Below are 26496 nucleotides of genomic sequence, written 5' to 3' on the forward strand. Positions count from 1 at the left end.
AATTAAGAGAGAATGATGAAACAAAAAACTATAGCAAAAGAATTTTCTGTAACCGGTGTTGGTTTACATTCTGGTGTAGATGTTTCTATGACTGTTAAGCCAGCTGATGTTGATAGCGGTATAGTATTTCGTCGTGCTGATTTAAATCCAGTTGTTGATATCAAAGTTACTCCATCTAGTATTAAAGAAGCTATTATGTGTACACTTTTAACAAAAGATGGTGATCAAAATCTATCGGTATCAACAATTGAACATTTGATGTCTGCATTTGCTATGTTTGAGGTTGATAATGTCTTGATTGAGGTTAATGCTCCAGAGTTGCCAGTAATGGATGGTAGCTCTTATGAGTTTACACAGTTACTAAAAGAAGTTGGTATCATTGAGCAAAACTCTGCTAGAAAAGGTATCAGAATCTTAAAACCTGTAAGAGTTGAGCATGAAGATAAGTTTGCTGAGGTTTTACCTAGTGAGACATTAAAATATGAGTTTAAGATTCACTGGGATCATCCTGTAATTGCAGCGACAAATGATCATATAGTTTTTGAGTATGATCTTGATGAATATATTAAGATGGTTTCAAAGGCTAGAACATTTGGTTTCTATGAGCAGCTTGCATATTTACATCAAAACAATCTTGCTAAAGGAGCATCGTTAGATAATGCCGTTGGTATTACTAATGAAGGTGTCCTTAACGAAGGCGGTTTGCGTTATGATGATGAGTTTGTCAGACATAAGCTTTTAGACGCGATTGGTGATTTCTATGTTGGTGGTTATATCTTAGGTCATTTCAATTGTTTTAAGTCAGGTCATACTCTTAATAACAAGCTTCTGCATGCTATCTTTGCGGATAAAGGCGCTTGGGAATATATCTAGGTTTTTAAATCTAATCTGTTAAAACTATATTTTGATCTTTTATATTAATTGCTAGAGCTTGTTTAATAAGCTTTGTATTCTCATCATTATGAATCTTATTTATAGCATTTTCACGCTTAATCTCAGCTGGTGACTTTTGAACAGTTGAGACTCTATCTATAGGTAGGTTTTTGATATCTAATCTAAAACTAGCATTATTAAGGTACTCACTAATACTTGCTTGAAGTTTAGCTATACTTTGAGGATCAAGCTCAAGGATTTTTTTGGCATCTTCATTTAGATGGATTACAAATGTTTCAGTATCATCACTAATAAGATGACTATTAAAAGCTAGTGTTTTTGTGAAACCCTTTAATTTTATCCTATTAAGTAGATTAAACCATTTTTTATCTAATGATTGTTCTTGAGTATTTTCACTAGCTGTTGAATTATTATTTTGTGTTACAATAGGTTTTGTAGCTTGTTTAGGCGGTTCTGACTTAAATGTGTTTTTAAGTAGATTTATATCATTCTTAGAAATTATTGGGCTAATATCCGTCTTAGAGACTTGGGTTGTATTAATTAGGGTTTTTTTTTGAAATGCTATAAGTCTAAGTAGAGCCATAGTTACACCAGTTTCGAAATTTGGTGCTAAAGCAATATCTTTTTTGGCAGTTATTGTTAGTTGATATAAAAAATGCGCTTGTTCGATTGATATTTTTGCCAAAATATTATTGATTATATCAACATCAATATCATTAACAGCATCTAAAGACCGTGTAAAGCTATAGATACAACAAGCAAACCAAATTTCTGCAATTCTATCTAGTACGCTATCAGCACTACTTTCTGTAAGTGCTAAATTTTTTACAGCTGGCAGTATGGCTTTTGGATCATTATCAATAATTGCATTGATAATACTATATACTTCCTCACTATCGATAATTCCAAGCATTTGTTTAATCTGAGCTTGCTTAAGTTCACCACCACAAAAGCTAATAGCTTGATCAAGTAAGCTTAAAGCATCTCTTAAGCTGCCTTTAGCATGATAAGCTATATACTCAAGTGACTGCTCATCTGAGTTTATATTCTCTTTAGCTAGGACTGTTTTTAGTTGATCTTTGATATCAGCTTGTGAGATATGCTTCAGATGAAGTTGAATACATCTAGAAAGTATCGTAACAGGGATTTTATGATAATCTGTAGTTGCTAGGATAAATTTGACATACTCTGGTGGTTCTTCAAGAGTCTTTAGCAAGGCGTTGAAGCTTTGCTTAGATAGCATATGTACCTCATCTATCAGATAGACTTTATAGCGTCCTTGTGAAGGCATATATTGGATATTATCTAGGATTTCTTTAGTCTCTTCGACACCTGTACGTGAAGCAGCATCGATCTCAATCAAATCTATAAAGCTGTTATTATTGATTGCTATACAGTTTTCACATTTGTTACAAGGTTCAGCAGTAACACCAGTTTTACAATTTAAACATTTTGCTAAGAGTCTACCAAGCGTTGTCTTACCAACTCCACGCGTACCTGTAAATAAGTAGGCATGGTGGACTTTTTGAGTTTCTAAAGCATGCACTAAACTGTTAAGAGCATGCTGTTGTCCAGCTACTTCTGAAAATGACTGAGGACGATATTTTCTTGCTAATGCTTGATATGACATTTACAAATTAATCTATTAGAAAATCTTATATTAAATAATAACAGACTTAAGCTAAAAGAATAAGAGGGTATTTAGATAACTTTCAAGAGTCTTTGTTTGTAAAATCTAGTGTAAAAATATAAAATCTATAGACAAAATTTATACTAGTAAAAATCTAAAAATGGAATCTATAAATTATAAGCTTGTGTTAAAAGATTTAACGGCCCGTATTCAATCTTTACGGGACTATCTTTGACTATGATGCTAAGAAAGAAAAGCTAACAGAAGTGCTAATGGAGCTCGAGGATGGTTCTATTTGGGACAATCCAGAATATGCACAAAATTTAGGTAAGCAAAAAGTTGAGCTAGAAAATGTCGTGCATAATTGTGAGCATATTTCAGAAACATTACAAACTCTAACTGAGCTAATTGATCTTGCTGAAGAAGATGAGTCTTTGATGCAAGAAATTGCTAAAGATACACAAGATGTAGCTAGTGAAATTGAGAAGCTTGAGTTTCGGCGGATGTTTTCAGGTAAAATGGATGCTAATAACGCCTTTTTGGATATTCAGTCAGGCTCTGGAGGTACAGAGGCGCAAGATTGGGCAGAGATGCTAATGCGGATGTATATGCGTTGGGCAGATAGTCATGGCTTTAAGGTAAGTGTTGATAATGTCTCAGATGGTGATGTTGCAGGTATCAAAGGGTGCACCTTAAAAATAGAGGGAGAATATGCCTATGGTTGGCTACGTACCGAAACTGGTATTCATAGATTAGTACGTAAATCACCTTTTGACTCAAACAGTAAACGTCATACATCTTTTGCATCAGTGTTTATCTCACCTGAAGTTGATGATGATATTGATATTGAGATAAATCCTGCTGATTTACGAGTCGATACTTATCGCGCATCAGGTGCTGGTGGTCAGCATGTCAACAAAACTGATTCAGCTGTGAGAATAACGCATATTCCAACAAATATTGTGGTACAAAGTCAAAGCGATAGGTCACAGCACAAAAACAGAGATAATGCCATGAAACAGCTTAAGTCAAAGCTATATGAGATGGAGCTACAAAAGCGTAATGCTGAGAAGAATGCACTCGAAGATTCAAAGGCAGATATTGGTTGGGGTAGTCAGATTCGTTCGTATGTGCTAGATCAGTCGCGTATAAAAGATTTAAGAACAGGAGTTGAGAATACTAATACTCAAGCAGTATTAGATGGTGATTTGGATAAGTTTATTGAGGCTAGCTTAAAAAGTGGGCTATAATAAATAAGTTATTATAAATAAGAAGTTTTCGCTACTTACTACGTAAGTTTTAGCGATGTACTTTTTGATGGCAGAAAAAGTATGCAAAACTGCCTAGCACTTGCTGACTTATTTGGATAATAATGGTATCTATAAAAGTTGTGCAAGCTCAAACAGCTGTAGATACTTTTGATTATGATTTGCAAAAGTTAACCACGTAACGACAAAAGTGCAAAAAATATAGGGTGAAAAGATGAGTAGTAAATTAAAAGATTTTATAAAAACAGCGATAAAAGAATATTTAGAAGCTAATGATATAACAGTTAAAGATGCTATTAGAGGCAAGATTAGAGAGCAGATTAGTGAGTTTTTAGGCGAAGTAAATGAGATAAATGAGCAGGTCAAAGAACAAGTCGCAGCACTTGTGAAAAAGCATATAACAGAATTACAAGAAAGCTCACAAATTGCTTTAAGAAAAGAAAAACTAAAAAATTTAGCTCAACAAAATAATGGTATAAGTCATCCAAATAGTTTCCGAAGAAATGCTGTTGCTACAGAGTTGCAAGCTCGCTATGCTGATAAGACTAAGCAAGAACTAGAGGAGTTAGATAACAAACAGCAATATAAATTGACAGGTAGAGTAGTTCTTCGTCGCGTGATGGGCAAAGCATCTTTTATAACACTACAAGACTATACTGGTAGAATCCAAGTTTATCTAAAAAAGAGTGATTTACCAGAAGGGCAGTATGAAACTTTCAAGAATCTATGTGACTTAGGTGATATTGTAGGTATTTCAGGAACTATGTTTAAGACAAATACCGGTGAACTTTCTGTTGAAGCAAATCATTTTGAGATTTTGACAAAGGCAATTCGTCCTTTACCTGATAAATTCCATGGTTTAGCAGATCAAGAAATGAGATATCGCCAAAGATATGTTGATTTAATTACAAATGAAAAGGCACGAGAGGTCTTTAAAGTACGCTCAAAAGTTGTTAGCTTTATCCGTAACTACTTTGACAAGTTAGATTTTATGGAAGTAGAGACACCAATGATGCATGTTTTACAAGGTGGTGCAGCGGCTAAGCCATTTAAGACGCATCATAATGCTTTGGATATGCCTTTATATCTGCGTATAGCTCCAGAACTTTATCTTAAAAGGCTCGTTGTTGGTGGTTTTGAACGTGTTTATGAGATAAATCGTAACTTTAGAAACGAGGGTGTATCTTCACGCCATAACCCAGAGTTTACAATGCTAGAGTTCTATATGGCGTATGCTGATTATAACGATCTTATGGATCTTACAGAAGATATGCTTTCTAAGCTTGTACAAGAAGTTATCGGTAGCGAGGTACTTGAGTATGGAGAGTATAAAATCAACTTTGGTGGTAAGTACGAGCGTATCTCAATGGTTGACTCAATTGTTAAGTATAATGATGATATTACTAAAGAAGATTTGGTAACATTTGAATCTGCTAAAAAGATTGCTGAGAAACTAAAAATAAAAGTCGAAGCTTACCATGAGCTCGGACATTTAATAAATGAAATATTTGAAGAAACTGTTGAACATCAACTTATTCAGCCGACATTTATTACAGATTATCCAGCAGTAGTTTCACCTTTAGCGCGTAGACAAGACAGTAACCCTGAGTTTACCGATAGATTTGAGTTTTTTATTGGAGCACGTGAAGTTGCTAACGGTTTCTCTGAGCTAAATGATGCTGAAGATCAAGCAGAGCGTTTCAGAAAACAAGTTGAAGCAGCAGCATCTGGAGATGATGAAGCAATGCCTTATGACAAAGACTATATCCGCGCACTAGAGTATGGTTTACCTCCTACAGCGGGACAAGGAATCGGTATTGATAGACTTGTAATGTATCTAACAAACTCACAATCAATTAGAGATGTCATTCTATTTCCGCATATGAAGCCTGAGTAAAAGGTTAGCAATCTAGAATTTTTATTTTGTATATTCGTAACTTTTTGCTAAGTTGATCGTAGAAATATGAAATTTCAGCAGAGAAGTTCTCATTTCCAATATATTTCTGATAAATAGACATTTTTATATTGTCTATTTTTTTTCCATCAGTTGGGTTCATGTGAATATTTGTAATAAAATGTGCTAAGTAATGGCAAAAATTTCGGTCTTTATATAATTTATTATTTTTTAATGTTGTACACGCATTTTTATAAAATATAGGTATGATATTTTCCTTGTCGGAAATCGGCAGCTTGAGTTTATCAGAACAGTATTTTAAAAAAGTAAATTTTTTAAAGCCGTTAAGGCGGATCAGCTCAAACTCTTTTTCAATTTTATCTATTTGAAGTTCACCTTCTGAAAATATTTTAGATCTAATATACTGACTTTTATCAAGATTACTGTAGGAAGCTTTTTGTTCTAGTAGATCTAGTTCTTGCCGATTCAATCTTACATAAGTTCTTCTGGTTCTTAAATCTTTTTCTTTCATTTGGAGTCTTATAGAGTCTATAAGACTCCAATATTAAGTATTAAAATCAGAATTGTCAAATTAATACTATTCTTTTTATGTGTTTATCATTAAAAAGAGGAATATTTATGAGAAGTCTAATAATAAAATTATCAGAAATAATTATTGTAAATTTTGTTGTTTGCTGCTTATTTAACTTAAATGGATTTGAAGAAATAATACTGAATATATTGGTTATAATAAATATAAAAATTTACTTAAAAGTTGATTTAAGAATAATTGTTTCTTAGAAATATCTGTTAGGAATAACTCTTTAGATATTTTTTAAAAGCTTAGTTATTTAAATATGTTTTTTACTAAGTTAAATGCAAATACTTCGTTTTGATCGAAGATTAGAAAAATAGGTTTATTGTAAAAGACAAAAATTTAATGATCATCATCATAGCTAGCTTTATGAGATTTGCCTTCAATAAACGAAGTAAATGCAATAAGTAGCGCAGATATTACAAATACCATATGTATAGTGGCAGACCATGCTAAATCTCTGTCAGTTGCCTGAGAAACTTCTAGGAACTTCTTTAAAAGAGAAATAGAAGAAATACCTATAATTGAGCCAGCGATCTTTAATTTAACAGCATTTGGAGATAACTTTTTGATCCAAACTGGTTGGCCACCACTTTTTTTATCAAGGTTCATTTTACTTACGAAGTTTTCATAGCCACTAATAACTACAATTACGACAAGGTTTGCAACTAGTACAACATCACATAGTGTTAGAGCTATTATAATAAGTTGGTCTTCATCAATAGTATGGTAATGAGTAAATAGATGATATAACTCATGATATATCTCATAGATAAAACCAAATAGAACTAGTGATAGAAGTAAATATATTGGTGCTTGAATCCAGCGAATTCCAAATATGAACATTTCTATTATTGATAATATTTTGTTTATAAATTTACTCATGAATCTAATCCTTATAGATTTTAATTGATTAATCCGTAATTAAAGATATATGAGTTAAAAAACAAAAGCAACTAAAAGAGATATTTGATAACGAATATCACAATATCTGACTAGAAGATTTAAAAAACCTATGAATTTATGAAGAAACCTTTTCTAAGAGTCTTGCTATATGATGGTGATTATTAGCTATAGCATCTTCAAGAGGAGTTCTGTTCCATCTATCTTTGGCATTTAGATTGGCACCTTTGCGTATAAGATATTTGACAATATCTTCATGACCCTCTGCCGCAGCTAAGTGAAGAGCGGTCCTTTTATCATAATCACCCTTACTAATATCAACCCCTAGAGCAACGGCTCTTTTGATTTCTGATAAATCACCATTACTCGCTGCCCAAATTAGTTCAAGAGTTAGGTTTGAATCTATAGTTCCTCTACCTTCAACAGGATTGATTTTATCGCAATGTGCAATATGATCATAGTTATGAAAACTAAATTTTTCTACTAATCTTTTACTAAACTCAACACCTCTAACAGAGTTATGATTATTATCTAAACGTGGAGAAAAAATTGCGAATCCGCCTACATTAGGTATAGCTATAGCTAGTGCTCCTGAGACACCTGATTTAGCTGGTAATCCAACTGAGAATGCATATTCACCAGAAAAATCATACATTCCGCATGAATACATCATTGATAAGCAGTTACGAATCGTTGTTGGAGAGAATATTTTTTTGTGTGTGAAAGGGCATATACCTCCATTAGCAATAGAGCTCATAATCTTTGACATTTTTTTCGCATTTACTTGTATAGAACATGTTTGGAAATAAAAATCGAGAGAAGTGTCAATATTTGTATTCTGTGGAAACGCTCCGACCTCTTTCATAAAGTATGCTAAAGCATAGTTTCTGTTAGCCGTTTCTTTTTCAGAATGATACACAGCGTTATCAAAACCTATAGTTTCACCACCAGCTAGATTCTCCCAAACATTAGTTATATATTCAAATCTATCAGCAAGGTTCCACTCTGGTTTAATCAATGAGCACATCATTATTGCGCCAGAGTTTATCATTGGATTGTGAGGGCGGTCATATTTATTTAGTGCTATTGCATTAAACGTAATGCCACTAGGCTCTCTACCAACATGCTTATGAACCTTATCTTCACCATTCTCCTCTGTTGCGATACAATATGTTATAGGCTTAGCTGTTGATTGAACACAATATGGATGTTCAAAGTCGCCAAGTGTAATCATCTGACCATCTACACTACAAAAAGCAACAGCAAAAAGTTCGGAGTCTACTCTCGCTAATTGAGGAATATATGTAGCGTTTTTACCAGAAACATTTTTTTTAGTTTCTTCATAGATTTTCTCAATCTCTTTTCTAAAGTCTTTAAAATTTGGGATTATAAAACCTTTATTAACAGCTTTTTCAATAATACCTGTACTATCTGAAGTCATTTCCCTAAATTTTTTAAAGTCGATCTTATCGATGACTGTTAGTTTATTTATTTCAGCTCTTAATTTTGTAGTACGGGGATTATCACTAGCAATACCTGCATCATCTAAAATAGCTAGAATATCAACCTTTGTCAGAAAACCATCTTTATCACAAATAGCATTGAAAATATTTGTATAGTAGTCCTTACCAGTAGATCCAGCTCTAATTAATTTTGTTTTCATTTATTATAGTGTTATTAAAAATAGTATGGATTTATTTTACCGAAAAAAAGAAAGATTTGATATAAAGATAATATTAGTTAATAGCAGCATTTGCTAGAGCCATAGCAACTACATAAGGATCTGCATTTGCGCCAGGTCTTCTGTCTTCAAGGTAACCATAACCTTTAAGTGCAACAGGTCTAGGAATTCTAATAGAACATCCTCTATCAGCATCACCGACACTGAAAGTGTTCATGTCAGAAGTCTCTAACTTGCCTGTTAATCTTTCATGAAGATTGTGACCATAGTTTAAGATATCTTTTTTATGATTTTTTTCTAATGCTGCGCATATCTTTTTAATAGCTTCTCTACCAGTTTCAGGATTTCTAGTTTTACTCGTAGAGAAGTTAGTATGAAGACCCGCACCATTCCAGTCACCTTTGATAGGTTTGTTATCAAAGGATATATCTATACCATATTCTTCACCAAGCCTCTCTAGTAGCCATCTAGCAAGATGAGTATGGTCCGCAACATTTAATATCCCAGCATCCTCACCATCTACACCTCTATAGCCAATTTGAAATTCCCATTGCCCTGGCATAACTTCGGCATTTATACCATAGAATAAAATTCCCGCTTCTAGGCACGCCTGCATATGAGCCTCAACTAAGTCACGACCAAAAGCTTTGCTATTACCAGCACTGCAATAATAAGGACCTTGAGGACCAGGAAATCCAGTAGTAGGCCATCCAAGCGGTCTACCATCTTTGAACATTGTGTACTCTTGTTCAAAACCAGCCCACATATCTTGGCAGTCAGCACTAGCTAATAGAGCTCTTAGCTTAGCACGATTATTTGTCGCATGCGGAGTTTGCCCATCTGGATTATAAACTTCACATAATACTAAGTAACCATAATCTCTTAGTGGATCAATTACAAAGTTAACAGGTTTAAGAATACAATCTGAATTATCTCCTGTAGCTTGGTTTGTTGAAGAACCATCAAAGCTCCATTCTGGGAAGTCATCTGGAGTTTCAAATTCTTTAAATGGTAAAACTCTTGCTTTAGATCTAAGATGAGGCACAGGATCCGAACCATCAACCCATATGTATTCAGCAGTTATTACTTTCATATCTTTACTATATTCCTTAACATTGGTTAATTCTGTTTAATGATATCAATTGTCTAAAAAAAGTAAATGCTGCTATTACAGTTGCAATTAAAATTTAGCAAAAATCTTAGATAGTTTTTTAGAAGATATCAAAAACAATTTCATTAAGCTTAAGCTGAATATTGCCTTTTCTTGCGCCTTTGATACATAGGTCAGTATCAAGGCATTTTTCCAGTCCTGCTGAAATTTTTTTAGAACTAAGCTTATTTGCTAAACTAGTATAAAACTTCTGTTTGGCTGGCCAAATATTATTATCTTTAAATATTTTTTGATGATAAGTTATTTGAGTGTTTTTTAGTTGGGATAGTATCCTTAATTCTCTTTTTAGTGCCCAGAGTACAAGAGGAGGTTTGTCATTTTCATTTAGAATGCTATTAAGTATCTTTAGTGCTTTGCTTTTATGTTGAGAGAGAATTGCTTCAGAAAGATCAAATACATCAAAACTGGCATGTTCATGAAGAAAAGGACGAATTGAATTTTCATCAAATATTTGACTACCTTGGCGTGAGAGTAGTTTTATGATTTGTTTTGTTGCTATCAAATTACCTTCAGTCTTTAATGCTAAAAGTTGAGTTGCTTCTTTTGTAAGACTTAAGCCGAGTTGTTGTGTTTCATGATTTATGATATTTATAGAATTATCTAAACTTGGTTGAAAAATACGAATATGAATAGCCTTATGCTCTAAGCTTTGAAACCACTTTGCTGTAGTGTTTTGCTTTTTCATGCCACTAAAAACAAGTAGATAAACATTATCATCATCATTTATAAGCTTATCAACCAACACTTGCTGAAGCTTTTTCTGTGGAGGTTTATCAAAGTTAAATTGGATAAATTTATCGATGCTAAATAAGCTAAGACTATCAACTTCGTTATACAAAACATCTATATTTTGTTCACTCAAATCATGATAACTGATTTCATAATTTTTAGCTTTAAACTGATTAGTTATTTTTTCAATAGTATTGTGTTTTTGTAGAGGTTCATCGCCTGTTATGATAAAAAGTTTATAGGCAGTGAGATCATTTTTTTGTAGTAGCTCAAAATAACTTAATTCCATAATATTAAAAACTTTTAACTATTGTTATATATCGTAGTTAGTTTACTATACTGTTTAGCATATAAAAAATCAAAAGAGGTTTAATTATGAAAAAGTTAGTTTTAGTAATACTAACAACAGCACTAATGTTGCTGTCAGGTTGTGTAACCAAACCAGCAAATATAAACCCAGTTGAAAACTTTCAAGCGGATAAATACCTTGGCAAATGGTATGAGATAGCAAGGTTTGATAATAATTTTGAAAAAGGTATGACAAATGTTTATGCTGACTATAGTCTAAATCCAGATGGAACTATAAAGGTAGTAAATAGCGGTATCACACCATCGACTGGTAAGAGAAGTTATGCTACTGGAGTTGCTAAATTTGTCGAAGATAAAAATATTGGTTATCTTAAAGTATCTTTCTTTAGACCTTTCTATGGTGCGTATGTGGTATTTAAGCTTGATGATAATTATAAATATGCGTATGTGGCTGGTGCTGATAAAGATTATTTGTGGTTGCTTGCGCGAACAAAAACAGTACCACAAAATATCAAAAATGATTTTATCAAACGAACAAAAGCATTAGGTTATGATACTGATAAATTAATTTGGGTTAAGCAGTAAACAAGATTGAGTATAAATATATTAGCAAAGCTTGATTTAGTATAAATTACTAGTATGTCTATCATCCTGTGATTGATAAGTTAATTTTTATCAATAATGCTTTAACCATAAGTTGAAAATGTTGTTATTTAGGCATTTTTAATTAGCTTCAAAGAGGTTAAAATATAAGCCATATTTGTGTATATTGTTTTTAAATGAAGAGTTTACGGAATTTTGATAGCTTTGATTTTGGTTGGCTAGTTGTCAGTATCGGTATGGCTGTTGGTGCGGGTATAGTTTTGGTGCCAGTAAGTGTTGGTGTGGTTGGCTTTGCTGTTTTTGTAGTATCGATACTTATAGCATATCCAGGTATTTACCTTTTCCAGAAGCTGTATATCGAGACTTTATTTGCTGCAAAAGAGCCAAGACCATATAAGGAAACGATTGCTGAACTATTAGGCGGAAAATGGGCGACTTTTTTAGGAGCATTGTATTTATTAATGATGTTAACATGGACAGTAATCTATGCTGAAGTTGTGGCAAAGTCTCTAGCCGCTTACTTGTATATGTTTAAACTTACTGCTAACCCACAACTTGAGCATAATGCTTTGTACAGTGCGATTTTGATGATAGTGCTAATTTTCATAGGCATGAAAAGTCAAAAGCTTTTTGTTAGAGTATCAACTTTTTTAGTTGTTATTTTGATTGTGGCAATTATTTTAGCATCTATTTTTTTAATTCCACTATGGTCATTTAATAATGTGTTACAGTTACCTGCTGATAGTGGTGAGTTTATCGCTAAGAGTATTATTATGCTGCCATTTTCCTTAACATCAATTTTATTTATCCAGTCATTAAGTCCTATGGTAATAGGCTATAGGTTACATTATCGTAAAAAAGAAAAAGAATTTGTCTTGGCTAAGACACTTAAAACAATGACTTTAGCGTTTATTATCTTAGTTATCATTATTGGCTTTTATGTGCTTTCATTTTCATTAGTTATCCCAAGAGCAGATGCTTTAGAAGCTACACAACATAATCAATCAGCGTTTATACTCTTAGAAAAACAAGGCTTATCTAATGGTGTATTGTATGTATGTGGGATTATTATTAGTTTGTGTGCTATTTTAACTTCGTTTTTAAGTGTTTTAGCAGGTATGGAAGAATCCTTAAAAGGATTATTGAGAAAAACGGTAACAAGTCTAGGTTTAAAAGATGATACTAATAATATCTTAAGCTTAAATACACTTGTAGTAGTTATAATTTTTCTACTGACATGGCTTTCAATAGTCTTTGATGCGCCAGTATATAAGTTAGTGCCTTTATCTGGTCCTGTATTTGGTATATTAGGTTGTTTGGTACCGGCATATATTGTTTTTAAAACACCAAAGCTAGAAAAATATCGTACTAAAAGTATCTATTTTGTTATTTTTGTTGGACTTATATTAGTAATATCGCCGTTTTTGACTTCGGCGTTATCTTAAAGAGCAGTGGCTATATAATCCAGAAGATATAAATGGCTAAACATAGTTGAAGTCTATATTTTAAAGTAAAAGTTTATTTCGACAAGCTCAACGCACTTTTATTAGACTTATTGGACAATACCTTAAAGTATTAGAGTGGTTTTTAACCATCAATGTCTAAAATGTCTCATTCCTGTGAAGACCATAGTTATACCAGCTTTGTTAGCTGCATCAATAACTTCTTGGTCATTCTTTGAGCCGCCTGGTTGGATTACAGCTGTTGCTCCAGCTTTGATACATTCTTCTAAACCATCAGCAAATGGGAAGAAAGCATCTGAAGCAACTACTGAGCCTTTAGCTCCTTGATGAGCTTGGGCTTTTTCAGCACCAATACGTGCAGAATCAACTCTGCTCATTTGTCCTGCACCAATTCCTACTGTTTGAGTATCTTTAGCATATACAATCGCATTTGATTTGACATATTTTACAGCTTTCCAGGCAAACATCATATTAGTCCATTCTTTATCAGTAGGGACTCTATCTGTAACTACTTTACAGTCAGCAATATCAACACCACCATTATCATAAGATTGTGACAGAATACCACCATGGATATTTTTGCTTATCATGCGTGATGATTTTGTATCAAAAACTTTTTCAGTTTCTAATACTCTTAGGTTTTTCTTCGCTGCTAAAATATCTAAAGCTTCTTGAGTATAGCTTGGTGCAATTATTACCTCTAAAAACATTTTACCTAGAGATTCAGCAAATTCTTTATCAACTTCACAATTAAATGCGACAATACCACCAAATGCTGAAATTGGGTCACAAGCTAGAGCTTTTGTCCAAGCTTCAAAAGCATTTTTACCAGAAGCAATACCACAAGGATTAGCGTGTTTGATGATTGCACATGAAGGTTCAGAATATTCACAAACCATTTCAAAAGCACCATCAGCATCATTTAGATTATTGTACGATAATTCTTTGCCTTGTAATTGTCTTGCATTTGTAATGCTTACACAGTCAGCATCTGTAGAGTATATAGCTGCTTTTTGATGAGGGTTTTCGCCATATCTTAGAACCTGCTTTAGAGTTCCTACAGAAAAGAGTTTCTCAGGATATTCTTCATCTAGCTGTTTACTAAACCAATTTGCAATATGACTATCATATTCAGCTGTATGGGCAAACGCTTCTTTAGCAAATTTACGACGTGTTGCTAGAGTAGTTTGGCCATCATTCTCAGCTATTTCTTTAATAACTAATTCATACTGACTAGGATTAGTCACGATAGTTGTATGCTTATGGTTTTTTGCACATGAGCGCACCATAGAAGGTCCGCCGATATCTATGTTTTCGATACAGATATCAAAATCAGCACCTGATTTAACAGTATTTACAAAAGGGTATAGATTAACTACTACCATATCTATTGCACCGATATGATTTTCTGTCATAGCTTGTATGTGCTCAGGATTATCTCTATCTGCTAAGATCCCACCATGAATTAGCGGATGAAGTGTTTTTACACGACCATTCATGATTTCTGGAAATTGTGTATGCTCTGAAACATCTATTACATTTATTCCAGCATCTTTAAGGGTTTTTGAAGTTCCACCTGTTGAAAGTATTTCGATATTATACTTACTTAATTCTCTGGCAAACTTAATTATACCTGTTTTATCAGATACAGATATTAGTACCCTTTTTATTTTTGACATGCTTATTCCTTGTTATTGCTTATTTAAAGTCAGATTTTAACTATCATTATAACAATTTTAATCATAAATTCTTAGTTAAAACACTTTTGTTAAGCGATATTTTACTAGTAAATTAGTTACTAATATATTAGTATATTTACTATCAAAATTTTAATCTCATAGTATTCAAATTTAATATGTCAAATATCGTAATCGTAGGCGCTCAGTGGGGTGATGAAGGTAAAGGTAAAATAGCAGATACTTTAGCTGAGAAAGCGGATTTGGTTGTTCGCTATCAAGGTGGCAATAATGCTGGTCATACATTAGTCGTAAATGGTAAGAAGACATTTCTTCACCTAATACCTTCAGGGGTTTTGCATCAGCATACCAAATGTGTAATTGGTCATGGTGTAGTTTTAGACCCTGTTGCCTTAGATGAGGAAATTGCACGTTTACAAGCAACAGGTATAGCAATTTCAGCAGAGAATTTATTTGTTTCTGAATCTTGTACGATTATTACTTCTTATCATAAGCTTTTAGATGCAGTTAGAGAAAGTAACACTAGTGAAAAAATAGGTACAACTGGTAAAGGTATTGGTCCAGCATACGAGGACAAAGTATCGCGTAAAGGTATCAAATTTAAGCATCTATTTGATAAGGATGTATTAAGATCAAGATTGGCAATTTCTTTAGCAGAGAAAGAAACTTTATTTAGAGATTTATATAAAATTGAATACCCAACACTCGAGCAAGAGCTTGATAAACTTTTTGCTTTAGGTCAAAAACTTAAACAATATGCAGCAGATACTTTTTCAATAATAGATCAAGCAATTGCAGCAGGTAAGAATGTTGTTTATGAAGGCGCACAAGGTGTGCTTTTAGATGTTGATTATGGTACTTATCCATTTGTAACATCTTCTAATACTTCAGTAGCAGGAGTGTATTCTGGTGCAACAACTGCTGGGCATAGTTTAGATCATGTGATAGGTATTACTAAAGCTTATACTACAAGAGTTGGTGAAGGACCTTTCCCAACGGAACTTTTTGATGATGTTGGTAAATCTATTCAGCATAAAGGTGGTGAAATAGGTGTGACAACTGGCAGAATTCGTAGATGTGGCTGGTTAGATTTGCCTCTTTTAAAATACTCAGCAAAGTGCTCAAACTTAACGTCAATAGCTTTAACAAAAGTTGATGTTTTATCTGGTATGGAGACATTAAAAGTTTGTATTGGATATAAGTATGAGGGTAGAGAAATATATTGTGCTTATCCTGGTATAGATTTGTCCAAGGTTGAGCCAATTCTTGTTGATATGGAACCATTTTGTATAGATGAAACTGTAACAAAAGATAATATACCGGCAGCACTTAAGACATATCTTAAGACCATAGAGAATCATATTGGTATTCCAATATCTTCATTAGCATATGGACCGTCTAGAGAACAAATTTTATTCTTTGAGGATTATTTCAAAAAGGGTTGATTTATGACTTATTCTGCAGAAAATACCGAAGTTTATATAACAAGCCAACAACTTGAACAAGCTGTTACTAAATTAGCGGAACAGATTAATCAAGACTATTCAGGTCAAGAAGTTACGCTTGTGTGCGTTTTAAAAGGGTCTTTTATGTTCTTTGCTGATCTTGTGAGAAAGCTGCGAATTGATCTAAGGACACAGTTTATTACAGCATCATCGTATGGTTCTAGTACTAAAAGTTCTGGTGAAGTAACTTTGACAGAGACATCTCTAAAAGAAGAGTATGTTAAAGATAAAAATATTATCATCATTGAAGATATTGTTGATACTGGACATACTTATCATAAGCTAATAGAGGGGATTAGTAAATATAATCCCAAAACTCTAAAGTTTGCAACTTTATTATTTAAGCCAGCAAGACTTGAAAGAGATGTTAAGCTTGATTATATTTGTTTTGAAATAGAAGATAAATTTATCGTTGGCTATGGCTTAGACTTCGATGAGAAATATCGTGAATTACCGTATATTGGTCTTATAAAATAGATATTCTCTATATTAATAATAACTACTTAGAAAAGCCTCTCTAAGAAAATCTTCAGCTAATCTCCAAGCTCTTTTATTTGAAAGTTTATTAAATACTGTACCAAACTCAGGATCATTGGCATTAGGATTTGTGAAAGCATGATAAGTATTGCCAAAACTGTGCAGCTGCCAATCTGCTTTACGCTTATCCATTTCTTGCTGAAATTTGTTGACTTGTTCTGGTGGCACCATTGGATCATTATAGCCATGTAATACTAGTATTTTGGTATCTATATTTTGCTCTTTGACGATATTAGACTCTAGTAAACCATGAAAGCTAATAGCAGCTTTAAGCTCAAAATTTGATCTAGCCATATCCAAAACACATTTACCACCAAAGCAAAAACCTATTGCAGCGATATTTGACTTATCAACTTTTGGCATTCTTTTTACTGTACTATACGCTGTTCTAAGCCTTGTCATTAAGGCATATTTTTCAGCTAAGAGATTATTCATCAAGGTAGCATTTTCTTGTTTAGATTTACCTACTTTTGCATCACCATAGATATCTATAGCAAAGCCAAGATAGCCTTTTCTAGCCATCGCTATTGCTTTATCACAGGCAAAATCATCTCTACCTGCCCATGTTGGTGCTATTAGTACGGCTGGTAAATGAGCGCCTCTATCTGGGTATGCGCAAAAGCCTTTTAGCAAGATACCATCACCACGATATTCAATTTCTTTTGTAATTATCATTTTAGTTCTCTGGATTAGCTTAAACTATTTAGAATTAGCGTAATTATAAATATAAAGCTAGTTCTGGTATAGTCAAATAATTGTAGATTAGTAAAAATTATTGAAACTTATTTTTTATGACGCTTACTAGGTATAAAATACAGATAATAGTTGTAATAAAAAAACTAATTGGTACATCGATGTAGTAGGCGGCAACTATACCTGACCACACTGTCAAAACTGAAATTAAAGTGCTTAGAGCAATAGGTTTATAAAAGCCGTCAACCCATTGAGTTGCAATAGCAGCAGGCCCGATTAAAAGTGAGAATACTAATAAAATACCAACGACTTGGCAAGCCATAGATACAGTTATTGCAATACATATAAAAAGTAACATAGATAAAATTTTATTTGATACTTTTTTTGACTCAGCAAATACCGGATCTATTGACGATATGAATAGTGGTCGTGCAATTACCGTAAGCAGTGCTATCGTAAATATTGCTAAACCTACCAAAATATATATTTGTTCAAGACTAACTGTGAGTATATCTCCAACAAGGATAGACATTACAGAACCAGAATAACCACTCTGGTATAAGAATAAAAAGTAAGTTCCTAAACCTAAGAAAAAAGTTAGAACAATACCTATAGCAATATCATTCTTTTTAATCTTATCACCAAAAGCCCCCATAAGTAATCCAGCAACAAGATTTATAGCAAGTTGTCCAGTCATCGCTGATAGATTGAGCAGCACAGCACCAGATGCTCCTGTAAGACTAATATGTCCTAAGGCATGTGAAGCAAATGATAATCTTCTAATTATGACAAAAAAGCTAATAATGCCACAGATAACCGCTATTATTGTTCCTGCTATAAAAGCATATAGCATAAAGGTGTAACTAAACACAAATATCCTCCTGTAAACAAGGTAGCTCATTACAATAATGGCATTGACCATCCTTGAAATGAATAAAAGCATCTAGTTGAGTGCTAATCTCTTTCATATCATGTGATATTATCAATAAAGTGATATTTTCTTTCTTATGAATTTCTTTCAAGCAAGCTAAGAATTGTTGCTTTGCATCTGGGTCAAGATCAGATAATGGCTCATCTAAAAGAAGTATTTTTGGTTCATTAATCAAAGCTTGTACTAAATATACGCGTTTTTTTTGACCACCAGAAAGGTTCTTAAAAGGCTTATGAATATAATCTTGAGTTTGCGTTAGTGTGATAAGGTACTCTAGTTTTTCTTTAAAACTTTTATTAAATAATGGTAGCCCCCATGAGTTTGGTTTATAACTATATTTAACAAGCGTAAAGCCAGAAGTTTTTTCTTCAAAGTTTATTTCTCGCTCTTGAGGAATATAGCTAATAGTATCGACATCTATCTTTTTATTATTAATAGTTATTGAACCAGAAATAGTTGGTATTTTACCTAGGAGTGTCTTAAAAAACGTTGATTTACCAACACCATTCTTACCAACGATACCAATCCATGCATTTGTTGGGATTTCTAGGTTTGGTGCAGATATAATTGGCTTATTATAGCCAATCACAAGGTTAGTACATTTAATCATTTTATTTTTGTACTTTATCTAATGCGGCGGCAGTTGCTTGTAATGTTTCAATCATCCAGTTGATAGCGTCATCATTTACAGGCATAGTTTCGGTAATACCGACCACTGGTATATTATTTTTCTTAGCAAGTTCTAAGACATCGCTTGTGACATTATCTGTGACTTGTTTGTTATAGAAAAGCACTTTAACTTGTTTATCGTTAAAGAGTTTCTGATAATCAATCATCATTTTAGGGCTAGGTTCAGAGTCGTTCATTATCACCCATTGGAATGCAAGACCTTTCATATCCAATCCTAATGCATTAGCCATATAGCCAAATAATGGTTCTGTAGCAGTTACAGGAGTACCTGAGCTTGACTGTTTTATTTGTTTAACTAGATCATAAACTTTTTGATATTTATGATTAAAGTTTTCAAGATTTTTTTCAAATAAGCTATTATCGATGGAATCTTGCTTAGAAAAAACATCTTTTAGTTTCTCTGCTAAAGCTGGGAATGTATCAGGGTCATACCAAAGATGTGGATTAATACCAAGTTTTTTGGTTTGTGGATAGTTTATTAGGTCTTGTACCTTAATAATTTCGGCATTTTTATTACTTTTTAATATTGGTGTAATCCATGAGTCATAATTGGCACCATTATAGATAATTACATCTGCTTCAGCTAAAAGTTTAGCATTTTTTATAGAAGAGACAAAAGTATGTGGATCACCATCAGCATTATTTATTATGTTAGTAACTTTAACATTACTACCACCAATAAGCTTAGCGATACTACCATATTGATTTTCAGCGGCAACAACCGATATATCATGACTACCTTTGGTTGTCTGTGGCTTATCACTTTCTGTCAGAATATTGATAGCTACCAAAGCTACAATAACAACAGCGGCTAAAGCTATTAGTATATATTTTTTCATGATTTATATGGTATTAAAATTTTTGTACAACAAATAATAGAATAAAAAAAAGCGAGAGTAAAGTAGTATTATTCTAGCTATTAGAATCTTTGATAAATATAGCTATTATAAAAGACAGTAACATCAAAATAGGAATGATTACCAATGTTGTTTGGAAAGCATAAAGTGCTTGGTGAGTTTCTTTGAGATAGGTAATCATCGTTCCTGTAATTGGTTGTAATATACCACCACTTAGTGGTAAAAACATATTTACTACAGCTAAGCCAGTAGCTATTTGAGTCGCTGATACTGTGTTTCTTAGTGCAGAATAGTTAAGTACATGTACAGCTTGAACGCCACCGAATAAAACGCAAAGGATATATGCAACAATAATATTTTGATTGTAAAATAATAAGTAAGTCACGATGAAAAAACCAAATATAGGAGAAATTAGAAGAAATCTTTTCTCGCTATTTACGGCAGATGCTATAACTCCCCAAATCGGACTAAAGATACATACGCCGATAAAGATTAGTGAAGTACAAAGACCAGCTTGACTTTGACTAAAACCATATAAGGTCAGATATCTTATACCCCATAAATCTGCAAATAGTACAGTAGTGCCATATATCGTAAAACAGAATAAACCGTTAAACCAGATTTGCTTGTTCTTTAAAACTGCTAAAATATCTTTTAGGGTTTGGCTTTGTTTGTTGTTATGTTTATTTTCTTTTTTATAATCAGGATGAGTTTTGATAACAAAAATAGTGAATAGTAGTAGTATAAAAGAAATTACAAATATTAAAGCCATAATTTCTGAGATGCTAAGATATTCAGACAGAAAAACTAAAGGGGCAGCAGAAAGTGTCGCACCAATGTATAACACAAATTGAGTTAGACCTGTAAATGCTGGAAATAACCTATTTGGTAACCAAATAGCTATTGATTTTATTGCACATAATATAGCAAAACCGCCACCAAATCCTGCTAGAATTCTATATGTTAGAAGCATAGATTCAGAGTGAGCTATAGTTGCAATAAGCATAGCTACAGAAAATATAGCACTGCTAACTATCATTACCTTTTTAACACCAAATTTATCAACTATTATTCCTGCTGGTATTTGTGAAATTATATAACTCCAATAGAAAGATGAGCTAAACAATGCTGTTGAAGCAATACTAAGGTTATAAGGTTCTTTCATAAAATCATCAAGCAAGGCGCCTGTTGAAGACCTTACAAAGTACTCAAGGGCGTAAAAGAAAGCACAAATAAACCAGATACTTAATCCTAAAGTAGTAATCTTTGTCTTATACATTTAATCTAAATTCCTCTTTTTTAAAAATTAGCTAAACGTTAGTGTACTGTTAGCTTCTCGAGAATAGCGGATTATATACTAAATGATAATTATTATGAAAGCAAATTTTACTTATTTTTAATTTTATACTTAAGCTCTTGCAGGTACTATTCGAGTATTATTACCAGACATATATATAGTCACTTGATCACCAATATTAAGACCATGCTTATCTTCTTGTAATATTGCTATGGTTCTTCCGCTATCAAGTTTTAGTGTAAATTGATAGCCTTTTGATGATGTTATAACATCTTCCGTTGCTCCACCAGCAATTCCTCCTACTATTGCCCCACCTATTGAGCCTGCGATACTTGTAAAGATATTACCACTTCCTGCTAGAGCTCCTCCTAGACCACCAGCTAAGCCACCAACTCTTGCACCGATATTATCAGAGCCTTTGATATTGACTTGTTGGATATCAATAATTTGTCCTTGTTCAACTTGAGATACCTGACCTACAGAGTTAGCTGAATAGCTTGGTTCAGAACTAGAGCAGTTTGTCAACAAAAAGCATAATAATAAAAGCCAAATCCAAAAAAATCTCTTCATTTATGTTCTCCTAGCAAGATAATTTATTAGCGATTTCAGCAACGCGTTTGCCTAGTGTTTTACATATTTTTATCTCATCGTCAGACATAGTTTTATTAGGTGAGAATGTGTTTAAATGTGAGGCTCCATAAGGTGTACCGCCAGTACGAGTATGTTCTAAGGCTTGCTCACTATATGGTACGCCAACTATCAAGCAACCATGATGAATAAAAGGAATCATCATTGATAATAGAGTACTCTCATGACCAGCATGCATTCCTGATGCGGCTGTGAAAAAACCTACTGGCTTACCGATTAGGCTACCTTTAAACCATAAATCACTATGTATTTCTAGAAAGTATTTAAGTGGCGATGCCATATTACCAAAATATGCAGGACTTCCGACTATTAGACCATCACAATTAGCCAAATCTTCTTTTGTTGCATAGAGGTCACCATTATCTGGGATTAAAGGCTCAACTTGTTCAGTTTTTGCTGAAATATTTGGCACAGTTCGGATAGTTGCTGTCGCTCCTGTAGCTTCAACTCCAACGGCTATAGTATGCGCCATTTTCTTTGTACTTCCACCTTGGCTGTAGTATAGTATTAGTATGTTTTTCATTGTCATTATTCTATGTTTGATATCAGATTATACAAAAAATATTTGCTAATATTAAAAAACTATTGGATCTGGGTCTTTAAAGAATATCTCCGTAAAGACTGTCCCACAGTAGCTGCTTCAATAACTCTTACGAGTTTGTTTGCTATCGTACCAGCTTTTTTCATTATAATAAATATTTTAGATGCTTTTAATGCTTTTAGTTCGCTTTCTGAGAGTCTACAAAATTTTCTTTTTGAAAATATGCTTCCAGAGACAGCAACAACAGTTCAGCAGTATATCACAAAGATTTCTCATAAAATGACTTCTTTACCTATTACATCAGTTATAGTCTTACTTGTGGTGATCTTTTTGATGATAAAAAGACTAGAAATTACCCTAAATAAAATCTTTTATGCAAATAGGCAACGTCCCATGCTTCAAAGTTTATTGGTATACTGGGCACTAATGACAATGGGACCACTATTGATGGGATTTGTATTTATTTCAAGTACTTATCTTATATCTATGGCGTGGTTTGTTAAAGATATTGGCATGGAGCAATATCTCTTAAGTGGTTTATCGCTTATTTTCTTAACAGCGGGTTTTTTTGTTGTCTATAAAATATTACCTAATACAAAGATCAATTCACAAATTGCCTTATTAGCAGCATTTTTAGTCGCAATTGTATTTACTCTTGCTAAGAAGATCTTCGCTTTATATATGTTTTATGTCCCTACATATTCAGTAATCTATGGATCATTATCATTAATACCAATATTTATTCTTTGGGTTTTTGTTACATGGCAAATCACACTTTTAGGTGCGGTAATGATTCGTGCGATGCAGTATATGAAGGTAACTCTAAATTTTAAAAAAGAAGTAAAAAGAGATGATCTTAGTATAAGTGTTAGTATGCTTAAAGAGTTACACCTTGCGCAAAAAGAACTAAAAAATGGTATGAGTATTAATGATTTATACCAAAAAACTTCAGTAGCAGATTATGATAAGATTAAAAAAATTCTTTATGCCTTAGAAAAAGCTAATATCATTAGGATTACAGTCCAAGATATTTGCTACTTAAATTGCGATGTTTTTGATATAAGCTTATATAAAATTTACTTGGCTTTTAATCCTACAATTAATTTTAAAACTAGTTCTATTAGAAAAATTAATGTTATAAAATCTCAGCTATATAAACAACTTGATATAAAATTATACGAGTGTTTTTAAATAAATAAGGATTGGATTTATAATGTTGTTTGAGACTCTTGATTATTCTGGATTAGTTATAAATGTCTTATATACTATCTACTTGGCTAGATTAAAAGTATGGTCTTGGTCATTGGGTATAGTTGGAGCCATACTGCTATTGTTTCTATTTGCAATTAAAGGTACTTACTCGTTAGTACTATTGCAATTTGTTTATGTGATATTTTTCAGTTATGGTTGGTATAAATGGTATACCCAAGGTGTTGATGGAGAACATAAAACTGTTAAGTGGATGAAGTTTGCTGATTACATTCGTTATTTAGTTTATGTGATTGTTTTGTGTATATTCAGCATTGGTTTTAACTATATTACAGCTTCGACTGATATTATTTCTACTGGTATACTCACTGGTATTACATTTACAGCTATCATTATGACCATAGAAAAATTTATGGAGAATTGGATAGTTTGGATTATTTCTGATTTATATTTTGTTGTGGTGATGTATCAACAGCAGTTATATGGTCAAGTTGTACAAAATTTCATATTTTTTATTACTGCTGTTTATGGTTTTTACTATTGGTATATGAATACAAAGGTAGTGGAAACTGAGAAATGATTGTTAAGGTAGCTTTACCAGTACCACCTAATTATATCCTTGATTATAGTGTTGATAGCCAAAAGGTAGAGCTGTTTGAGCGGGCCTTGGTTCAAGTAGGCAAGCGTCAGCTGATAGGATTTATCATAGCAAAAGATGTCAAGATTGATTATGAACCTGAAAAGGTCAAAACTATTATAAGGACTCTTGATAAACCGATTAGTCCTGCGATACAAAATCTAATATTATGGTTATCACAATATTACTGCTGTGATATATACAGTGCAATACGCTTAGCTTTACCAAATGACTTTCTCAAGCTGCAAGAGATTAAACCACAGCAAGATACATATGTATATATTAATCAAGTAAAGTTGCAGCAGCATAAACTAACAGCAAAGCAGCAAGCTTTAATAAATGCTATTGCTGCAGAAGATTTAATTAAATTAGAAGAGCTAAAACAGTTAGCTTCAAGCTATGTTATTAATAAATTATTTGACAATAATATCATTAACAAAACTTATAAGCTAAAACAAAGCGAAAATACTCTAAATGCTGATAAAGCTAGGAATCTTAATCAAGAACAACAATATGTGCTAGAGCAAATATTAGCTAATACAAAATTCAATGTATCGTTGCTATATGGTATTACTGGGAGTGGTAAAACTGAAATTTATTTACAAGCTATAGCTGAGTTTTTAGCTAAATCTCGACAGGTATTGATTTTAGTTCCGGAAATAAATCTTACTCCGCAAACAATCAAAAGATTTGAAAATAGGTTTGTAGATAAAAGTGTTGTTGCGCTACACTCTAAATTAAGTGATAAAGCTAGGTTGACTAATTGGCTAAAGATAAAGCGAGGTAAAGCAGATATTGTAATTGCGACACGTAGTGGGGTCTTAGCTGATTTTGATAATCTTGGAATAATTATAGTTGATGAAGAGCATGATAGTTCATTTAAGCAGCAAACTACTACTATTCGCTACAATGCTCGAGATGTTGCGATATTTAGGGCCAGACAGCTTGATATACCGGTAATACTAGGAAGTGCAACACCTTCACTGCAGAGCTACTATAACTGTGTTACTGGTAAATATCGTCTACTTAAACTAACACAAAGAGCATTAAACTCGTATAAAAATCAAATTGAACTTTTAGATTTAAAATCAACTATTGTTGATAATGGCGTTAGTAGTCAGCTTTTTAATCTTTTACAAAAAAATATTCAATCACATCAGCAATCTCTAGTTTTTATCAATAAACTAGGTTTTGCTAAAGCATTAGTATGCAAAAGTTGTGGTGAAGTTGTTGAGTGCAAGAAATGCGATAAACCTTATACTCTACATACGCAACCATATCAATATTTAGAGTGTCATTTTTGTGGTTCGCGTAAGCCGTTGGTTACAACATGTCCTAGCTGTGGAGTACAAGAGTTATTTCCTTATGGTTGTGGGACTGAAAAAATCCAAGCTCGAATAGAAGCAAAATTTCCTTATAATAGAGTTGTACGTTTTGATCGTGCAAATATTAAAACTATAACTGATTTACATGCTATCAACCAGTTGATAAATGATAATCAGGTTGATGTTATAGTTGGTACACAAATGATTGCAAAAGGACATCATTTTGAAAATATTACTCTAGTTGGCTTAATAAATATTGATTCAGGTTTATATAGTAATGATTTTAATGCTATTGAGAAAACAGCGCAGCTGATTGTACAGGTTGCTGGCAGAGCAGGCAGGGCAGATAAACCTGGGAAAATTGTATTGCAAACTTATCAACCAGAAAATAAGCTACTTCAGTTATTAGTAAATAATGATTATTTAGAGTTTTTAGATTATCTTTTACAGCAAAGGGAATATGCCGGTTACCCACCTTATACATATCAAGCGCAAATTATCGCAGAATCAAAAAAGCAAGAGCAAATTCTAGAGTTGTTGAATGATATATATTCAAGCATATCAGGCAGTATAAATATCAAAGTATCTAAGCCTTTGCCAGCATTACACCTTAAACGTAATAGTGTTTATAGATATAGCTTATTACTAACAGCAAAAACGCGTAAAGAGATTAACTCTATAGTTAATTGGCTTGGTAATAAATTCATTATAAATATACCAAGTTCAGTAAAAATGTATTTTGATATTGATCCTATTGAATTACTATAAGTGTTAAAGTGAAAATTTAAT

At 32.8% G+C, this 26496-nt stretch carries 24 protein-coding genes; 10 read left to right on the plus strand and 14 right to left on the minus strand.

Annotated features, from left to right (window positions below; all coding sequences use genetic code 11):
* Positions 1-12 precede the first annotated feature (12 nt).
* The gene (gene lpxC / locus FSC454_RS00765; protein WP_156470846.1) at positions 13-873 is read left to right on the plus strand and encodes a UDP-3-O-acyl-N-acetylglucosamine deacetylase; all 861 of its coding nucleotides are present in this window, start codon (positions 13-15) and stop codon (positions 871-873) included.
* Positions 874-883: 10 nt separating this feature from the next.
* Here lpxC and dnaX read toward each other — a convergent pair whose 3' ends face one another.
* Positions 884-2524, minus strand: a complete 1641-nt coding sequence (dnaX, locus tag FSC454_RS00770; RefSeq protein ID WP_066045021.1) for a DNA polymerase III subunit gamma/tau — start codon at positions 2522-2524, stop codon at positions 884-886.
* 160 nt (positions 2525-2684) lie between these two features.
* Between dnaX and prfB the strand changes: the two genes are divergently transcribed.
* Together prfB and lysS are read left to right on the plus strand one after the other, a co-directional pair.
* Positions 2685-3774, plus strand: a protein-coding gene (gene prfB, locus FSC454_RS00775; RefSeq protein WP_156470845.1) for a peptide chain release factor 2 whose coding sequence is annotated in 2 segments (ribosomal slippage) — positions 2685-2756 and positions 2758-3774 — 1089 coding nt in all. Because the reading frame shifts where the segments join, the coding sequence is not laid out codon by codon here.
* 232 nt (positions 3775-4006) lie between these two features.
* On the plus strand, positions 4007-5689 hold the full coding sequence (lysS, locus tag FSC454_RS00780; RefSeq protein ID WP_066045017.1) for a lysine--tRNA ligase: 1683 nt from the start codon (positions 4007-4009) through the stop codon (positions 5687-5689).
* A gap of 4 nt (positions 5690-5693) precedes the next feature.
* Here the strand turns inward: lysS and FSC454_RS00785 are convergent, their stop codons facing one another.
* The 5 genes from FSC454_RS00785 to holA form a co-directional block, all read right to left on the minus strand.
* Positions 5694-6218 carry a hypothetical protein gene (locus tag FSC454_RS00785; protein ID WP_066045015.1) on the minus strand — a complete coding sequence of 175 codons (525 nt, stop codon included), beginning with the start codon at positions 6216-6218 and terminating at the stop codon, positions 5694-5696.
* A gap of 405 nt (positions 6219-6623) precedes the next feature.
* Complete coding sequence (locus FSC454_RS00790; RefSeq protein WP_066046320.1) at positions 6624-7166, minus strand: TIGR00645 family protein; 543 nt, start codon at positions 7164-7166, stop codon at positions 6624-6626.
* Between the two features lie 136 nt (positions 7167-7302).
* Positions 7303-8847, minus strand: coding sequence for a glutaminase A (gene glsA / locus FSC454_RS00795; protein ID WP_066046321.1), 1545 nt, complete (start codon positions 8845-8847; stop codon positions 7303-7305).
* A 73-nt stretch (positions 8848-8920) separates the two neighbouring features.
* Complete coding sequence (locus FSC454_RS00800; RefSeq protein WP_014547493.1) at positions 8921-9958, minus strand: glutamine synthetase beta-grasp domain-containing protein; 1038 nt, start codon at positions 9956-9958, stop codon at positions 8921-8923.
* 118 nt (positions 9959-10076) lie between these two features.
* Positions 10077-11054, minus strand: coding sequence for a DNA polymerase III subunit delta (gene holA, locus FSC454_RS00805; protein WP_066046322.1), 978 nt, complete (start codon positions 11052-11054; stop codon positions 10077-10079).
* Positions 11055-11140: 86 nt separating this feature from the next.
* Between holA and FSC454_RS00810 the strand changes: the two genes are divergently transcribed.
* The gene (locus FSC454_RS00810) at positions 11141-11659 is read left to right on the plus strand and encodes a lipocalin family protein (RefSeq protein ID WP_066046323.1); all 519 of its coding nucleotides are present in this window, start codon (positions 11141-11143) and stop codon (positions 11657-11659) included.
* Between the two features lie 194 nt (positions 11660-11853).
* Positions 11854-13122, plus strand: a complete 1269-nt coding sequence (locus FSC454_RS00815; protein ID WP_066046324.1) for an aromatic amino acid transport family protein — start codon at positions 11854-11856, stop codon at positions 13120-13122.
* Positions 13123-13271: 149 nt separating this feature from the next.
* Here the strand turns inward: FSC454_RS00815 and purH are convergent, their stop codons facing one another.
* The gene (purH, locus tag FSC454_RS00820) at positions 13272-14819 is read right to left on the minus strand and encodes a bifunctional phosphoribosylaminoimidazolecarboxamide formyltransferase/IMP cyclohydrolase (protein ID WP_066046325.1); all 1548 of its coding nucleotides are present in this window, start codon (positions 14817-14819) and stop codon (positions 13272-13274) included.
* 176 nt (positions 14820-14995) lie between these two features.
* Here purH and FSC454_RS00825 point away from each other — a divergent pair, with 176 nt between their 5' ends.
* Together FSC454_RS00825 and hpt are read left to right on the plus strand one after the other, a co-directional pair.
* Positions 14996-16282 carry an adenylosuccinate synthase gene (locus FSC454_RS00825; protein WP_066046326.1) on the plus strand — a complete coding sequence of 429 codons (1287 nt, stop codon included), beginning with the start codon at positions 14996-14998 and terminating at the stop codon, positions 16280-16282.
* 3 nt (positions 16283-16285) lie between these two features.
* Positions 16286-16819: a hypoxanthine phosphoribosyltransferase gene (gene hpt / locus FSC454_RS00830; protein WP_014547499.1), complete on the plus strand. Its 534-nt coding sequence runs from the start codon at positions 16286-16288 to the stop codon at positions 16817-16819.
* A 12-nt stretch (positions 16820-16831) separates the two neighbouring features.
* Here hpt and FSC454_RS00835 read toward each other — a convergent pair whose 3' ends face one another.
* From FSC454_RS00835 to wrbA, 7 genes are all read right to left on the minus strand, one after another.
* On the minus strand, positions 16832-17554 hold the full coding sequence (locus FSC454_RS00835) for a dienelactone hydrolase family protein (protein ID WP_014547500.1): 723 nt from the start codon (positions 17552-17554) through the stop codon (positions 16832-16834).
* Between the two features lie 97 nt (positions 17555-17651).
* Positions 17652-18494, minus strand: coding sequence for a metal ABC transporter permease (locus FSC454_RS00840; protein ID WP_156470894.1), 843 nt, complete (start codon positions 18492-18494; stop codon positions 17652-17654).
* Positions 18436-19113, minus strand: a complete 678-nt coding sequence (locus FSC454_RS00845; RefSeq protein WP_066046328.1) for a metal ABC transporter ATP-binding protein — start codon at positions 19111-19113, stop codon at positions 18436-18438. The genes FSC454_RS00840 and FSC454_RS00845 overlap by 59 nt, the downstream gene beginning before the upstream one ends.
* A 1-nt stretch (position 19114) precedes the next feature.
* Positions 19115-20032, minus strand: coding sequence for a metal ABC transporter solute-binding protein, Zn/Mn family (locus FSC454_RS00850; protein WP_066046329.1), 918 nt, complete (start codon positions 20030-20032; stop codon positions 19115-19117).
* A 73-nt stretch (positions 20033-20105) separates the two neighbouring features.
* Positions 20106-21329 carry an MFS transporter gene (locus FSC454_RS00855; RefSeq protein ID WP_066046330.1) on the minus strand — a complete coding sequence of 408 codons (1224 nt, stop codon included), beginning with the start codon at positions 21327-21329 and terminating at the stop codon, positions 20106-20108.
* A 129-nt stretch (positions 21330-21458) separates the two neighbouring features.
* The gene (locus tag FSC454_RS00860; protein ID WP_066046331.1) at positions 21459-21917 is read right to left on the minus strand and encodes an outer membrane lipoprotein; all 459 of its coding nucleotides are present in this window, start codon (positions 21915-21917) and stop codon (positions 21459-21461) included.
* A gap of 10 nt (positions 21918-21927) precedes the next feature.
* Positions 21928-22524: an NAD(P)H:quinone oxidoreductase gene (gene wrbA / locus FSC454_RS00865; protein ID WP_080555293.1), complete on the minus strand. Its 597-nt coding sequence runs from the start codon at positions 22522-22524 to the stop codon at positions 21928-21930.
* 6 nt (positions 22525-22530) lie between these two features.
* Between wrbA and FSC454_RS00870 the strand changes: the two genes are divergently transcribed.
* From FSC454_RS00870 to priA, 3 genes are read left to right on the plus strand one after another with little or no spacing between them, the layout of a single operon-like run.
* Complete coding sequence (locus FSC454_RS00870) at positions 22531-23727, plus strand: YhjD/YihY/BrkB family envelope integrity protein (protein ID WP_066046332.1); 1197 nt, start codon at positions 22531-22533, stop codon at positions 23725-23727.
* Between the two features lie 22 nt (positions 23728-23749).
* Entirely contained in the window at positions 23750-24325 is a 576-nt protein-coding gene (gene pnuC, locus FSC454_RS00875; protein ID WP_014547508.1) for a nicotinamide riboside transporter PnuC, read from the plus strand.
* On the plus strand, positions 24322-26475 hold the full coding sequence (gene priA, locus FSC454_RS00880; RefSeq protein WP_066046333.1) for a replication restart helicase PriA: 2154 nt from the start codon (positions 24322-24324) through the stop codon (positions 26473-26475). Before pnuC ends, priA begins: the two co-directional genes overlap by 4 nt.
* Positions 26476-26496: the final 21 nt, after the last annotated feature.

It is taken from the genome of Francisella hispaniensis FSC454 (genome assembly GCF_001885235.1).
Taxonomy (GTDB): domain Bacteria; phylum Pseudomonadota; class Gammaproteobacteria; order Francisellales; family Francisellaceae; genus Francisella; species Francisella hispaniensis.